This window comes from Paenibacillus polymyxa M1, assembly GCF_000237325.1.
GTDB lineage: Bacteria > Bacillota > Bacilli > Paenibacillales > Paenibacillaceae > Paenibacillus > Paenibacillus polymyxa_C.
Window position 1 is genome coordinate 5561422 of sequence record NC_017542.1, and the last position, 14915, is coordinate 5576336.

At 46.8% G+C, this 14915-nt stretch carries 14 protein-coding genes and 1 riboswitch; all 14 genes read right to left on the minus strand.

The window, feature by feature from the left end:
• Positions 1-25 precede the first annotated feature (25 nt).
• Positions 26-850, minus strand: a complete 825-nt coding sequence (locus PPM_RS25005) for a carbohydrate ABC transporter permease (RefSeq protein ID WP_013373623.1) — start codon at positions 848-850, stop codon at positions 26-28.
• Positions 850-1716 carry a carbohydrate ABC transporter permease gene (locus PPM_RS25010; protein ID WP_013373624.1) on the minus strand — a complete coding sequence of 289 codons (867 nt, stop codon included), beginning with the start codon at positions 1714-1716 and terminating at the stop codon, positions 850-852. Before PPM_RS25010 ends, PPM_RS25005 begins: the two co-directional genes overlap by 1 nt.
• Before the next feature lie 16 nt (positions 1717-1732).
• The gene (locus tag PPM_RS25015) at positions 1733-2965 is read right to left on the minus strand and encodes an ABC transporter substrate-binding protein (RefSeq protein ID WP_013373625.1); all 1233 of its coding nucleotides are present in this window, start codon (positions 2963-2965) and stop codon (positions 1733-1735) included.
• Positions 2966-3164: 199 nt separating this feature from the next.
• Positions 3165-3932, minus strand: a complete 768-nt coding sequence (locus PPM_RS25020) for a hypothetical protein (RefSeq protein ID WP_013373626.1) — start codon at positions 3930-3932, stop codon at positions 3165-3167.
• A 12-nt stretch (positions 3933-3944) separates the two neighbouring features.
• Complete coding sequence (locus tag PPM_RS25025; RefSeq protein ID WP_013373627.1) at positions 3945-4745, minus strand: ABC transporter permease; 801 nt, start codon at positions 4743-4745, stop codon at positions 3945-3947.
• Entirely contained in the window at positions 4742-5470 is a 729-nt protein-coding gene (locus tag PPM_RS25030; RefSeq protein WP_013373628.1) for an ABC transporter ATP-binding protein, read from the minus strand. Before PPM_RS25030 ends, PPM_RS25025 begins: the two co-directional genes overlap by 4 nt.
• Positions 5471-5774: 304 nt before the next feature.
• Positions 5775-7859: a ribosomal protection-like ABC-F family protein gene (abc-f, locus tag PPM_RS25035; RefSeq protein ID WP_013373629.1), complete on the minus strand. Its 2085-nt coding sequence runs from the start codon at positions 7857-7859 to the stop codon at positions 5775-5777.
• A gap of 103 nt (positions 7860-7962) precedes the next feature.
• On the minus strand, positions 7963-8106 hold the full coding sequence (locus tag PPM_RS29725) for an RAxF-45 family protein (RefSeq protein WP_173364591.1): 144 nt from the start codon (positions 8104-8106) through the stop codon (positions 7963-7965).
• A gap of 80 nt (positions 8107-8186) precedes the next feature.
• On the minus strand, positions 8187-9365 hold the full coding sequence (locus tag PPM_RS25040) for an MFS transporter (protein ID WP_013373631.1): 1179 nt from the start codon (positions 9363-9365) through the stop codon (positions 8187-8189).
• Positions 9366-9433: 68 nt separating this feature from the next.
• A riboswitch (purine riboswitch) is annotated at positions 9434-9533 on the minus strand.
• A 55-nt stretch (positions 9534-9588) separates the two neighbouring features.
• Positions 9589-10548 (minus strand): acetylxylan esterase, encoded by a 960-nt coding sequence (locus PPM_RS25045; RefSeq protein ID WP_013373632.1) that lies wholly within the window; start codon positions 10546-10548, stop codon positions 9589-9591.
• Between the two features lie 12 nt (positions 10549-10560).
• Positions 10561-11610 carry a glycoside hydrolase family 130 protein gene (locus PPM_RS25050; protein ID WP_013373633.1) on the minus strand — a complete coding sequence of 350 codons (1050 nt, stop codon included), beginning with the start codon at positions 11608-11610 and terminating at the stop codon, positions 10561-10563.
• Positions 11611-11654: 44 nt separating this feature from the next.
• The gene (locus tag PPM_RS25055; protein ID WP_013373634.1) at positions 11655-12488 is read right to left on the minus strand and encodes a carbohydrate ABC transporter permease; all 834 of its coding nucleotides are present in this window, start codon (positions 12486-12488) and stop codon (positions 11655-11657) included.
• A gap of 2 nt (positions 12489-12490) precedes the next feature.
• Positions 12491-13375, minus strand: coding sequence for a carbohydrate ABC transporter permease (locus PPM_RS25060; RefSeq protein WP_013373635.1), 885 nt, complete (start codon positions 13373-13375; stop codon positions 12491-12493).
• Positions 13376-13442: 67 nt separating this feature from the next.
• On the minus strand, positions 13443-14762 hold the full coding sequence (locus tag PPM_RS25065; protein WP_013373636.1) for an ABC transporter substrate-binding protein: 1320 nt from the start codon (positions 14760-14762) through the stop codon (positions 13443-13445).
• Between the last annotated feature and the right edge of the window lie 153 nt (positions 14763-14915).

Sequence of the window (14915 nt, forward strand, 5' to 3'; positions counted from 1 at the left end):
TGCGTGAAGCTGTTGTAGCTCAGCTTTACTTCACAGAACCTTGCGTAACACCATTGATAATCCATTTTTGTGCAATCAGGTAGACGATAATCATCGGCAGCAAGGCCATCAGGTACGAGGCAAAGGCCAGATTAAAATCCGTATTGAACTGTCCCTGAAATACATACTGAACGAGCGGCAGTGTATATTGTTCCGCATCGCTGATAATAATGAGCGGCAGTAAAAAGTCATTATATGTGGACAGACAAGTGAGGATCCCCACCGTAGCACTAATCGGCGCCATCAGCGGAAATATAATGCGCCAAAATGTCCCCCATGTCGTCGCGCCATCTACCGTAGCTGCCTCTTCCAATGCCACCGGTATGGAGCGAATATAACCGACATACACGAAGACATTAAACGCCAAGCCATATACCGTATGCAGCACGATAAGACCCAACAGATTGGTCATATGGAGGCCCGAGGCCAGCTTCACAATCGGCAGCATGATGATCGGGAACGGAATGAACATGGCGCTCACAAAGTAAAAATATAACCCCTTGAAGAAATGCCGCTGCATATTACGAGCAATGGCATAAGCAACCATGGAATTGGTGAGCAAAGTGAGGATAACTGTCGATGTTGTCACCATCACACTATTCTGAAAAGCACTGAAAAAGTTGGTCATTTCCACTGCACGACTAAAATTTTCCCAATGCAGCTCCGTCGGAAAGGCAAAGGCGGAATGCGCCATCTGCTCGGGATTTTTAAGTGCAATCGTCACCGTCATATAGAGGGGAAACAGGATAAATATTGTCCCCAACGCTACCAGAATCAGCACAGGCCAGTTGGTACGTCTGCTTGTTTTCATCAGTTGTCCATCTCCCTTCTCTGGAGGAATCGCAGCTGTAAGATGGAAATGATCGCGATCACAATAAAGTAAATCACAGAGTTAGCCGACTGATATGCAAATTCCCCACCTCTAAAGCCCCCGGTGTATATCAGATGGGAAATCGACTGCGTGGCCCGTCCCGGTCCGCCGTTCGTCAAGGCCACGATCTGATCAAATACCATCAGGGAATTTTTCATCGCCAATACCATATTGATCGTAAAAAACGGAGCAATCAACGGAAAGGTAATGCTCCAGAATTCACGCCATTTACCTGCACCATCCAGATTGGATGCCTCATACAGACTGGTCGGAATCGTTTGTAGCCCTGCCAGATAGAGAACCGTATTAAAGGCGATGCCCTGCCATACAGCTACAATGACCACTCCTACCCAAGCCAACTGCTCACTGCCTAAGATGTTCGTCGATAGTGAGCCAATACCTAAGTTCTGTCCCCAGATCGTAAACACGTTCGAGAACAGGTAATTGAATATGTAACCTACGATCAACACGCTCAAAATATTAGGTAAGAAATAAATCCCGCGAAAGAAATTACGAAAACGTATTTTAGCGTTTAGCCCTATGGCAATCAGCAAGCTGAGAATATTAATCGCAATGGTAACCACAATCGCAAATTTGAAAGTAAACCAGTAAGCATTGCCCACATTGTCGTCCTGAAACAAATTAATATAGTTCTTAAACCCGACAAAGTGATACTGATGGCCAAATCCGTTCCAATTGGTGAGCGAGTAATAAAATCCCTGCAAGGCAGGTAAGGTCAAAAATATAAAAAATAATAGCACCGCCGGCACCGTCATCCAGTAAAAAGTCGTTAGTCGCTTATTCATGTCTCGTCCTCCTCCCCTATCGGCGGTTAGCTACCTTATTCCACTCCCGGTCGAGCTTGGCTAGATAGGCATCGATGTCTCCGTTTTGCAGGAACGCCTGTACAATTGAATTCAATTGGACCGCTTTGGGAATATAATGATCGGCAAAATCAATGACACGGCCTGATTTAAAATACGGCAGCAGCTCTGTCACACTCGGGTCATCCTGCGTGACTCCCTTCACCGCTGAAAATAATGTTTGTTCCGTAATGTATTGCTTGCTGTTCTCCGGTTTTAATAAGAAGGCAATGAACTCCTTCGCCTCCTTTTTATGCGGCGTGCCTTCCGAAACGGCCAATAGCGTATCTATACCAGACACCAGCTTGACCGCCTTTGCGTCATTCCCTGAGGGTAACGGGAAAAATCCGAGTTCCACTTTCGGGTTAGCCTTGCGAATTTCAGATATAGCCCACGAGCCCTGAATGTACATCAGTCCCTGCCCGTTAGCGAAAGCACGATTACCGTCAGCATAGTTTTTGCCAAAATTATCACTATGTCCGTATTTCAGTAGCTCCAGCTGCTTTTCCGCAACCTCGCGGTACTTGTCCTGAAAGGTGACCTGATTCTCACGCCGTTGCAGGAAAAAATCAATGCCCACCAAATTCGGACCCAGTGCATTAAAAGGAAGGTTCGTTTGCCAATCATCTTTATATGTAAAATAAAATGGGATTTTACCAGCAGCCTTGATCTTTTGCGCCGTTGCAATCAGTTCATCCCACGTTTTGGGCACCTGTATTCCCATTTCCTTAAAAAGTGTCTTGTTATACATCACACCATTCGCATTCGCAGCATAAGGAATTCCATACACAGGATCGACCCCAGTCACATCCTTAAGCATTTTGAGGTAAATCGGGTCCACCGTACGTGGCAATTCTGTATTCGCGAGATCCGTAAAAATACCGCTCTGTGCCAAAATGGAGTAGGTATCCGTGGCCCCAAGTCCCACAATGTCAGGTACATCGTTTTTGACAACCCGGGTCAATAACACCGTTTCTGCCTCTGGCGGATTGACCTGTGTCACTTCAATACCGGGATGTTCCTGATTGAATTGAGCGATCAGCTTATCGAACGAACCCTTGGCCTCCGGCTTGTTTTGGAAAAACTCAATTTGTACCTTGCCTGAATTGTCACTCCTATTGCATGCGCTTACAATGATCACTAGCAGCAGGATCGCCGCTAGTGTAGACAGTCTTTTGACCCCATTCCACATGCTCATACCTCCTTTTCCCCTATGTCAATCTATGCGGGACTAGACAATTAATACCCGTCCCTTGCAGAAAAGAAACGATACAGTGGAAGCAATTACCGCCACGAGGTCCAACACCGTTCGTATAAAAAAAGATCCAGCTAACCTTCAAACGGTCGCTTGGATCTTTTTTATTTGTATAGTGTCAACTGCAAAATCTATGTTAAAAAATTCGTTTTTGCCACCGTACACAACTAATAATAATGCACACCACCAACATTCCCCCTGTACACACCCAAAATTCAAATGAATTTTGGACCCTTAGAGCAAGTAATATTTCCCGAAACGGGTCCATTAACATAATGAGCGGTCTAGACAATTTAAAGAGAAATGCAGATAAAACCAGAATTGATAAATAAGCAAACAGGGGTCGAGATATAAATAAGCATACGGCACTGCTCAACATGAGCTTCACCAAACAAACGATAAACAGTATGAGATAAAATGCGAGTATGTAGGTTATGGTATCAGATGAGGTAGAAGGTGTTGATGCACCATATTTTAAGAAAGTAGAGCTATGCGGGAAAAGAAACCATCCTGCAATCACGCTTATAAACAAACCTGTCCCAACGAAAATGACCGTCGTGACCGATAGTGCGAGCATCTTGGCAAGCCAAAACTGCAAACGACGGTACGGACGCAACATGTAGAGCCTATACGCCCCTGAATAAAGATCACCACTCAACTGATCCACATACAGGATAGGCAACATCGCCAAAGTTAGAAATAAAGCAACCTCACTCATCATCAGCCATGGCAGATTTAAATTGTTGACGAGCATGGTTCCTTCACCAAAACGGAAGATCTTTGTTCCCGTCATTTTATAACTCCATATAATCGCTACAATTATTAATATATAGGCTACGTACAACGAATAAGTGGACTTCCGCTTCCAAATTCGTTCCATTTCACTGTGCCAAATTCCCAGCATCAAGCAATCCCCCTAACACAAATAATCATCGGCTACAAAGCGGCGATATGCCCCCCATGTAAACAAGACAAGATATACACTTACAACGGTAATGATGGCCCCGTTCACAGATAAACTTCCGATTAAAGAATTATTCAATCCCGTATGTTGCAGATATGGAATAATCATAAATGTGACCACATCATATAGGTATGGAACATGAGAAACAAAGGATGCCAATTTTAGATACAGCGGATCAAATAACAGAGAAGCCAAATTGTATACCATGCAAATACCAATAGCATATGTAACACTCTTGCTATACATAGCAAAAAAGCAATACAAGGAACTTATAGCTAATAGAGAAGCAAATGCCCAGCCATAGTATTCAAGGATGCGCAGCAATCGAACTCCAGACAGACCTATATCACTTAAATCATATGAAAATTTCCATACTTCAACGATCACCTGTGAGGATAAGGCATATATAATGAGAAGAAGTAAGATAGAAACATTCAAAACCAGCAGCTTGCTCCAAAAAATCTGACCACGGGTAAATCGACGCATGAATAATAGCCGCAGCCGTCCACTTTGAAATTCCTCAGTAAACACAGCAGCAGCTAAAGCAGCCACAGCACTGTTGCAAAATAAATATAAATTCTCCTGCAGACTGGTGACGATAAAATTCTGGTGTAGCACCTCTATTGGAACATTCCGAGTACGCAAATAATATAATCCTGTCGAATAGGCTAGCACAGGTGTGCATAAAACCATAAGCCAGAACCACTTTCGCTTCCACAATCGTTCGAATTCACTGTGTATCAATCGCTTCATAATCCCATTAACCCCATAAAGGCATCCTCCAGACGTTGGCCCTCCTTTATCAGCTGATCAGTAGGCCCCTGCCAAACTAGCCTGCCCTCTTTAATTACGATAAGTTCATCGCACATCTGTTGCAATTCGTCCAGCAGATGACTGGAGATAAAAAAGGCATAATTGGCCGAGTTACGCAAACCAAGCACAATATCACGCAGTTCTCTCATCCCCATGGGATCAAGACCATTAGACGGTTCATCCAACAACAAAAGCTCCGGAGTACCCAGCATGGACTGTGCAATACCTAGTCTTTGCTTCATTCCAAGCGAATAGGTTTTTACCTTGTCGTCGCCCCGCGTTTCTAATCTCACCTTTGTAAGCAACTCTTCGATATGTGCCTCCCGATCTGAGGATGCAATTTCAGAGTGCAGGCGTGATAAATTACGTAAAACCTGCCTGCCTGTCATATAATCAAAAAAGACCGGAGATTCAATAATGGCCCCCACCTTGGACAGCGCTTTTTCCCGGTCCGTATGTACATTATATGAAGCTATCTGTACAGAGCCGCTGGTTGGCTTCATTAATCCAGTCATAATACGCATCATTGTTGTTTTGCCCGCTCCATTGGGTCCGATGAATCCATAAATCTTCCCTTTCTGAAGCTTGAATGAAATATTATTTAATAAATTTCTTTTCCCCATTTTTTTTGTTACCTGATTGACCTCCAGCAAGAAGTCCGACATATCGTTCCCTCCATCGTATAATTGATAGGCATGATATTAATATGGATAAGCCCATTTAATATTGGTTAACATCGCGTGCACAAATTAGAAAGTATCATATGTTGCGAAATGTAAACGAATTACTTTATATGTAAAATAAAAATATAAAAAATCATTAATACCAATTTATTTTAATATATGGTTATTCTATTGCCACTCTCTCATTCTCTTTACTATACAAAAATAGCCCTTCAGTAGGCGTGCTACCTCAGGGCTATCCTTTATAAAATATACGTTTGCCTATCTTCAGCAACCAGCCTATCACTTACTCTAGTTCAATCCACTCGCCGAGCAACGTGTCCAGCTCCGCTTGCAGCTGCTCACGCACGTCCCACAGCTCCGCCATGCGCGCCGTGTCACTACCAGTACCGAGCAGCTCCAGCTCGGCATCTGTCGCCGCCAATTCTGCTTCCTTGGCGGCAATCGCCCGCTCCAAGCGCTCGCGGGACGCAGCGGGCGAGCGGGATGGCTTCGCGGCCTTCGCTCCGCGTGCCCCACTCCGGGCATCAGGCGCCCCCAATTGACCTGCCGACCCGGAGCGAGCACGGCTCGCATCGGCTCCGGTGGTCGCTCCTGTCCGCGAAGCCATTCCCGCATCATTGCTCGCTGCGCCAGCAGGCATAGCTAGGCCCGAGCCTGAGCCGCCACCAGATGCGGCTCTACTTGCAGATGCCGATCGTCCCCCTGCATCCGCCCCATGTTGCAAGCGAGCGTTTTCCAGCTCCCGCTTCTTCGCGCGGTATTCATCGAAGCCGCCCAGATAAAAGAACAGCTGCCCGTTCTCCAGCTCCCACACGCGCTCAGCCAGCTTGTTCACAAAGTAGCGGTCATGTGAAATCGCCAACACCGTTCCCGTGTAGGTGTCCAGCGCTTCCTCCAAGGCCTCACGGGAATCGATGTCCAGATGGTTCGTCGGCTCATCCAGCACCAACAAATTCGGCTTTTTCATAACCAGCAGCGCCAGCCTTAAGCGGGACCACTCCCCACCGGACAGCATGCTCACGGGTTTAAACACATCCGCACCATAAAATAAATACTTCGCCAGCTGCCCGCGCGCCTCGCCTTCTTCCAGCCCTGCTTCCTCCTTGAAGTAAGCAAGCACCGTCGCCCGGCTATCCCGTTCTCTCTCTTGCTGCGCCAAATATCCGTACTCGACGCGCGCGCCCCATTGGACCGTGCCTGCATCTACGCTTTCCTGACCAAGCAACAGCTTGAGCAGCGTCGTTTTGCCCGCGCCATTATCGCCTAACAAGGCTACCTTTTCACCGAATTCTAGGCTACCCGTAGCCCCGTTTAATATCTGACGTTCTCCATAGGCTTTGGCGATTTCTTCAAACTGAAGCACCCGGCGACCGGAACGATCCTCCAGTCTTAAGTTAAACTCCGCTCCCTGCGGGTCCAGTACAGGCCGCTTCACCAATTCCATGCGCTCCAGCGCCTTGCGGATTGAGGCTGCCTTTTTGAAGAACTTTTCGTTGTCGCCATTGCGCCCCCACTCTTCCAAACGCCGAATGGTCTCCTTCATCTTTTTGATCCGCTTTTGCTGTTCCTTATAATCCTCAAATTGCAGCAGCAGACGTTCTTCCTTTTCCTTAACGTAGCCGCTGTAATTCGTATAGTACGTAAAGGCCTCGCCATCCTCCAGTTCGATCATCTTGCCAGCAACTCGATCCAGAAAATAGCGATCATGGGATACAACCACACAGGCCCCGGTGTAGCTCTGCAAAAATTGCTCTAGCCATTCCAGCCCTTTCAAATCCAGATGGTTGGTTGGCTCATCCAGCAGCAGCAAATCCGGCCGTCCAATGAGCTGTGATGCCAGTGCTATTTTGGTTTTTTCTCCGCCTGACAGTGATCCGAAGTTGCGCGTATACATAGCTTTGGGAATACCTAGCCCATCCGCTACCTGATCCATATTTGCATCCATTTCATAGCCGCCGTTACGCTCAAACTGCTCCTGTAGGGAAGCATACGTTTGCAGCATTTTCTCCAACAGCTCCGGATTCGCTGCCACAACCGGATCTGACATTTCCCGTTCGAGCGTGCTCATCTGATTGCGGCAATCCTTCAGTTCACGATAGGCGTAAGCCAGCGTTTCGTATACGGTGAAGCTCTCAAACTCCGCAGGGATTTGCGGCAAGTAGCCGATTTTCGTATCTTTGGCAATGACAAGCTGCCCTTCATCCGGGCGGGACAAACGTGCAATCAGACGTAAAAGGGTGGTTTTACCGCTTCCGTTGCGGCCGATGAGCCCCACTTTTTCTCCCTTATGGATATCAAACGTTACACCATCTAAAATCAGATTGGCAGCGTGGTATTTTTTCAATTGTTGACCGTTTACAATATACATGTTCAGGCTCTCCTTTATTTAGGAAGACCCTTACCCAGGTAACACAAAAAGAGCCGCAGGAGCAAGCCCGCGACTCTTCGGAAGGTACAGCAATCCGTTCGAGTTAAGGTAGGCGTCTTCTCGCGATGCTTACAACCGTATGATTAAAATTGGACAGACTTCTCCCGTTGTATGGAAAAGCATGAACAATGCCAGCCATAGCAATCGGCAGCTGGCTAATACGGTTGTTCAGCATCTCGTGATTCACCTACCTCACCCCCTTCTTCATAATTGGAAGTAGTATAACATGTTTTTTCGAATAATAAAAGGAGGAAATATCCTACTGGGCTATGAGACGGAGTGGTGTCCTCTGACTGTCTGCGATGTCCCCGCTCTCGTAATCGAAAATACGCCGCAGACAAAAGCAACAATCACAAATGCCCCGCCCACCCAGGCGTTCGTGGCAACAGAAGTACTATTATCAATCACTACCCCTCCCAAGGCAGAACCGAGGGCGATCCCGACCTGGAGTGCAGAGAAATTAAAGCTTTGCTGAATACTGCCTGATTCGGGTGCATTTTCAATAAGATAACTTTGCATTGGGGGCGACAAGGCCCAGCTCAGGATTCCCCAGATGATCAGAAGCGGCACAAACACATACATCGAGTGAATCGAGAACGGCAGCAGGAACATCACAGCGATAAACACACCTACGACAATGAGAATGCTTTTCGCTGTGCCGAATCGATCGGCCAAAGAACCGCCAATAAAACCTCCACTCACTGCCGCCAGCCCAAAGACGAAATAGGCCACACTCACCCACGAGGCGTTCAAACCCATCAGGTTTTCCAAAAACGGTGTGAAATACGCATACAACGTGTAGTGTCCCGCCAGTGTCAGCGTAGTAACCAGATGGGCGCTGATTACTTTAACATTTTTCAAGGACTTCAACTGCTCACGCATAGGCACAACATGTTCCGTTGGAATCCGTTCCATAAACAAGTTCATAATGATCATAGAAACTACGGTCAACAAGGCAATAATCAGAAATAGCACCCGCCAGCCAAACGCATTTCCAATCAGCACCCCGGCTGGGATGCCTAGCACGATAGAGGAACTGACCCCCATGGAGATCACACCGAGAACGCGGGCCTGATAAGCTTTGGACACCACTTTAACCGCAATGGTTAGTGACAATGTCACGATCAACGACCCACTGGCAGCAGTAACGATACGAGATATAAACAACACAGCATAGTTCGGACTCCAGAAAGCCAGCAGACTTCCCAGGATAAAGATAAACATCGACCACAAATACAGTCGTTTTCGTTCAATTTTGGCGGTCAACGCCAACAAAGTCGGCCCGGCAATAGCGTACACAAGCGCATAGATCATGATAAGCTGTCCTGCCGTGCTTACAGAGACATTCAAATCCTGTGCAATCTGGGGCAGCACGCCACCAATAATCAACTCCACCAGACCTACCGTAAAGGTCGCAATGGTTAAAATAACTACTTTGAAGTTCATTACATTAGCTCCTTTGCTGTCATGTAATTCCCTCGCATCACGCAAAAAAATCCTGACCACAAGAAATGTACAAGACGTACACTTTTTGTAATCAGGATTTATCGGTTCCTGGTAGAGACCCTCAAACCATATTATTGAGGTTATACAAATGGGGCATTCATTTATTACGCTTCACGAAGGTTATAGCTATTACTATAAAGGAGCCTCTGGTTAAGTTCAACCCCTACAGCCGCAAAAATTCACTCATGGCACGATCTGACAGATAGGGTAAATACTCATGACCATATTCGTGATACACAAGCAATTCCTTGTCCGATACGATTTTATTGTACACTGCGAACTGTGTGGAAGGTGGGCAAATCACATCGGATAGCCCTGTCACGAATAGCACCCGTCCTCGAATACGGTCTGCTAAATGTTGAATGTCGATGTAGCCTAAGCGGTGAAACACTTCGCTCTCACGTACATGATTGGGATCAAACCAGCGAAAATAATAAACCAGTTCCTCATAGGCCGATGTCGTTGCATCCAGCGCCCAAGCTCTTTTATAATCCGACAGGAACGGATATACCGGGACCGCCACACGGACACGCGGCTCCAATGCAGCACAGGCAACCGTTAGTGCCCCGCCTTGGGAGCAGCCAAATGCACCGATCCGTTCAGGGTCAACCTGCTCCATAGACATTAGAATGCGCACCGTCTGTACCGTATCCAAAAATACGTTGCGGTAATACAACCGATCCGGGTCCGGGTCGTCAATCCCGCGGATAATATGGCCGCGAACTGTCGTCCCCTGAACCTGCAAATTGTCCTCGGACAGTCCGCCTTGCCCTCGGCAATCCATAGCCAGCACAGTGAATCCGTGTGCCGCATAGCTCACCTTGTCGAACCAGTCGCCACTATCGCAGGAATACCCATGGAACATCGCCAAGGCTGGACCTTGTTCCGTAAGATGCTTGGGACGAGCCAGCTTCCCATGTACCCTTGCCCCGCCCACTCCAGTAAAATACAGATGGTAACACTCCACCAGCGGAGAGACAAAATCGGCAGGCTCCAGTGTATATTCAAGTGGCTGTCGTTCCAGTTCTTGCAGCGCCCGTTCCCAATACTTATCAAAATCCTGCGGCTTCGGATTACTTCCCATATAGGATTGTAGCTGCTGTAAAGACATATCCTCCGGCATGTAAATTCCCTCCTACATCCGGCCTGACTCACGGTCATCTGCGACTACTTCATCCGTTGCGATGACATACTCCATAATGTCAGATACTGTCGTGTATGCGATACCTACATACGTATCAGCGGCTCCATAATAAATTGCAATTCTGCCGGTGTCCGCATCATGCAGTGTAGCACACGGGAACACCACATTCGGCACAAAGCCACGCTCTTCGTACCATTCCTCCGGGGTCAACACGAAATTGGAGGAACGATATTTAACTTTGGACGGATCATCCAGATCAAGAACGGCTACGCCCATGCTGTATACCAATCCATTGCACGTGCCTGTCACCCCGTGGTAGAACATCAGCCAGCCCTCAGTCGTCTCAATCGGTGCTGGTCCACCGCCAATCTTCACCGATTGCCACCAGCCCTGACCTCCCTTGCTCATTACATGACGGTGCTTGCCCCAATAAACCAAGTCAGGACTTTCGCTAAGGAAAATATCCCCAAATGGCGTATGACCACTGTCACTCGGACGGGATAGCAACATAAAGTTTCCATTTAGCTTGCGAGGTAACAGCACTCCGTTGCGATTAAACGGCAAGAACGGATTTTCCAATCGCACAAAGCTTTTGAAATCCTTCGTTTGTGCGATCCCCAGCGCTGCTCCATAAAAATCTGTGCACCAGATGATATAATACGTATCTTCCACTCGAACCAGACGCGGATCGTAAGCATAATTAGGCTGATACTCATTCCCTTCCTCATCGACCAAATGCAGACGCTCTGTCTCAATGTCCCAAGCCAGCCCATCGTCACTCCAGCCGAGATGCAAATGCGGACGTCCATTAATCGTTTCAGCACGAAATATTCCTACAAACCGTCCTTCATACGGAGCTACTGCACTGTTGAAAATACGGGCAATGCCGGGTACCGGATTCCGTCCAATGACCGGGTTTTCAGTATGCCTCCACACCGGAGCCTCGCTACCTTCGGGCTTATCCTGCCACGGCATTTTCGACAGGCTATCTCCTACAATTCGTACGTTACCTACATCCAAATCCACATTCAATTTACTCATACTTGACTCTCCTCTCACCTAAACACTTTATTTTTTTGATCTTTCTATTTGACTGAACCCTGTGCAAATCCGTTATAGATATACTTTTGTAATGATAAAAACGCAACCAGCGTCGGAATAATCGCAATGATGATGCCTGCACTAATGACCTCCCATTGCGATCCGTATGGCCCTTTAAACTTAAACAGTGCCGTCGATATAACCTGAAGACTTGTTTTGGGCATATACAGGAACGGGGTGTAAAAATCATTGTAAATATTAACACCCTTGATGATGATTACCGTCACAATGGCAGGCTTCAGCAGCGGCAAAATAATGCGCCAGTAGATGGTCAGATAGGAAGCCCCATCCAACATGGCCGACTCATCCAGCGCCACTGCGATGGAATCCAGAAACTGAAGGAAAATATACACCGCAATAATATCGGTTCCCAAATACAGTAAAATAGCTGCCCAAGGTGTGTTAAACAGCTCCAGTTTGTTAATGATCTGGAATGTCGATACCTGTGTCGTCACCCCCGGAATGAGCGTGGCGAGCAAGAACGCACCCAGCATGAGACTTTTACCTTTAAATTTAAAACGATTCAAAATATACGCGATCATGGAACCGGTCAACGTAGCCCCGATGATGGAGATCAGCAAAATAAAGGCTGTGTTCAAAAATCCGGTTAGCATATTTCCATCCACAAAGGCTTTGGCGTAGTTCGCCCAGTTCAGCCAGTTCACCGGGGGAGTCAGAGGACTGCTTGCGGTATATTCAGCCTTCGTCTTCAAAGATGCAAACAAAATCACAACAATCGGCAGTAGAGCAATGAACGCACCTAGCAATAGCGCGGCATACTTGATGCTGTTTGCCAGCAATCTTTTTAGCTTATACATGATTAGTCCTCCTCCCCCCGAATCAGCAACCGCTGAAGCAACGTAACAGCAATTACGATCAACAGCAGAACAACCGCCATCGCCGAGGCCAAACCAACCTTGCTGTATTTGAATGCCACATCAATCGTCTGAATGACGAACGTTTTACTACCGTTGGAGCCACCGGTCATAATGTAAGGAATATCGAATGCACTGATCGCACCGCTAATTGCCAGGATCAGGTTCAGCTGCAAAATTCGCTTGATGGTCGGCAAAATGATAGAGCGGAACTGATGCCAGCGGTTGGCTCCGTCGATATCGGCTGCTTCATACAGATCACTGGATATAGAAGAAATCGCACCTAGAAACACAATAAAGTTAAAGCCCATGTATCTCCAGATCGACGTACCAGCCAGCGAAATATTAATAATCTCCGGGTTGCCCAGCCACAGCTTGACATACGAACCCAGCCCCACTGCCTGAAGCAGAGTATCGAGGGTACCGTCCGGTTTAAAAAAGAATAGAAAAATAAAACCAATCGCCACCCCGTTCATCAGGGAAGGAAAGAACAAAATGCCTTTAAAGAAATTTTTAAACCAGGTTTGAAAGCTGAGAATGGTTGCAAAATAAAGGGCCAAACCCATCTGTACAAACGTGGCTACAAAGTAATACAGACTGACCTTAAACACCGAGAAATACTCGGGGTCGGTAAAGATTTTGATATAGTTTTCAAAACCCACATATTCCAGACGCTTACTATAGCCGTTCCAGTCCGAAAAGCTGTATTTAAACATATTGATCACCGGCAAGTATGCAAAAGTGACCAGCAGCGCCAGCGGAATAAATGAAAAGGCAACAATAATCGCTAATCTTTGTTTGGAGTAGCTGAGATTCGAAAATTTAAACATGCTGCACCTCCTGGCTATCCGTCCATCAACTGCCACGTCAATCTCTTCTTATGGTCAGTTCAGATGGCTATTTTGCTTCCTTGGCTGCCACTTCAGCACGCGCCTTCACCCATGCATCGTTCAGATCCTTCATAATGGTGTCATACGATTCCGGGCGATTACCCACCGCTGCCTCAATAATGCGTTTCTTGAAATCAGGCTGCCACAAGCCGATTTCTCCCATTTTATCGATTTTATCGACAATTCCTTCCTGCCCCTTCGGAGACGGAGTCAGCGCTTCAAAAGCAACGCCCTCATTCTCGTACTGCTTCAAAATGGCAGGCATTGCGGCACCCTTCAGCGGACTAATGCTGCCTGCCTGCTCTACGGCATAGTTGGACTTTTCGGTAAACCAATCCACCCAGGCACGGGCCGCCTCTTTATTTTCACTGTTTACGTTAATAGCGAGGTTAAAGTCACCTGCCAGCGGTACAAGTACCTTGGAGGCATTCGTCGGGAAAGGCATAAAACCGATATCATCCTTGTTAGAAGCTACGCTTTTGATCTGATCAATCGCCCAAGAGCCAAGCACCATCGTACCGATTTTGCCTTGTGCAAGATCCGCCTTGGAGGTCTCCCAATCCGTAGTCGTTGGATCTTTTTCAATCAGACCATTTTTAGCCGCATCGTACAGGACCTTGTACAGCTCATAGTGGGGCTGACCCTTCGTGAAATTATCATCCGAATTCGGTTGTGTCACATTCACGTATTCCTTCGTACCCGCTACTGTCGCCAGGCTAGACTCCCACTGGGTCAGTGCCCAACCAGAGGCATAGTTCGTAAACAGCGGCACTGCCTTGGTTTTGTCCTTAATTTGCTGTAACGCTTTCAGGAATTGATCCGGTGTTTTAGGAATTTGTGTGATCCCTGCTTCCTTGAACACTTTTTTGTTATAAATCACGCCAGAGTAAACCATCGCAATCGGAATACCGTAGCTGTTACCATCCACTGTACGTTCTTCAATGCCGGTATACTTGTTTTTCATCTCGTCATAAGTACCTAGTGGCTCAAAAAAATTAGGAAGCTCCTCAATCGGAATGCTGCCAGGAATCAGCAACACATCTCCGTAATCCCGGGTTCCCATCCGAATTTTAATTTGACCATCATAATCGGCCAATGCCTGAAAATTGACCTTCACGTTCGGATAAAGTTTGTTAAATTCCTTGGCGTAATCCTGAAATACGGTATCTACAATATCTGTCCGCTGTGTGATCACCGTAATTTCCCCTTCCGGACCCTTCGGATCAGAACCGGCAGCTGGCGTATCCCTCTTTGAGCTACAGCCAGTAAACAGCCCCGCTATCAAAAGCACGGATAGTAATGACATCAAAACCTTGGACAACTTCATGAGACGACCCCTCCTGTTGTTTTTAATAAGGTTATCGTTAAACTAACAAAATCATTTTATTATGTTAGCGCTTACTGTGTCAATTACAATATTTTTTTGTAAAATATCGTGGTCCTCTTCTTGTAAAAAACACGATTCTAGCATGGTTGACAG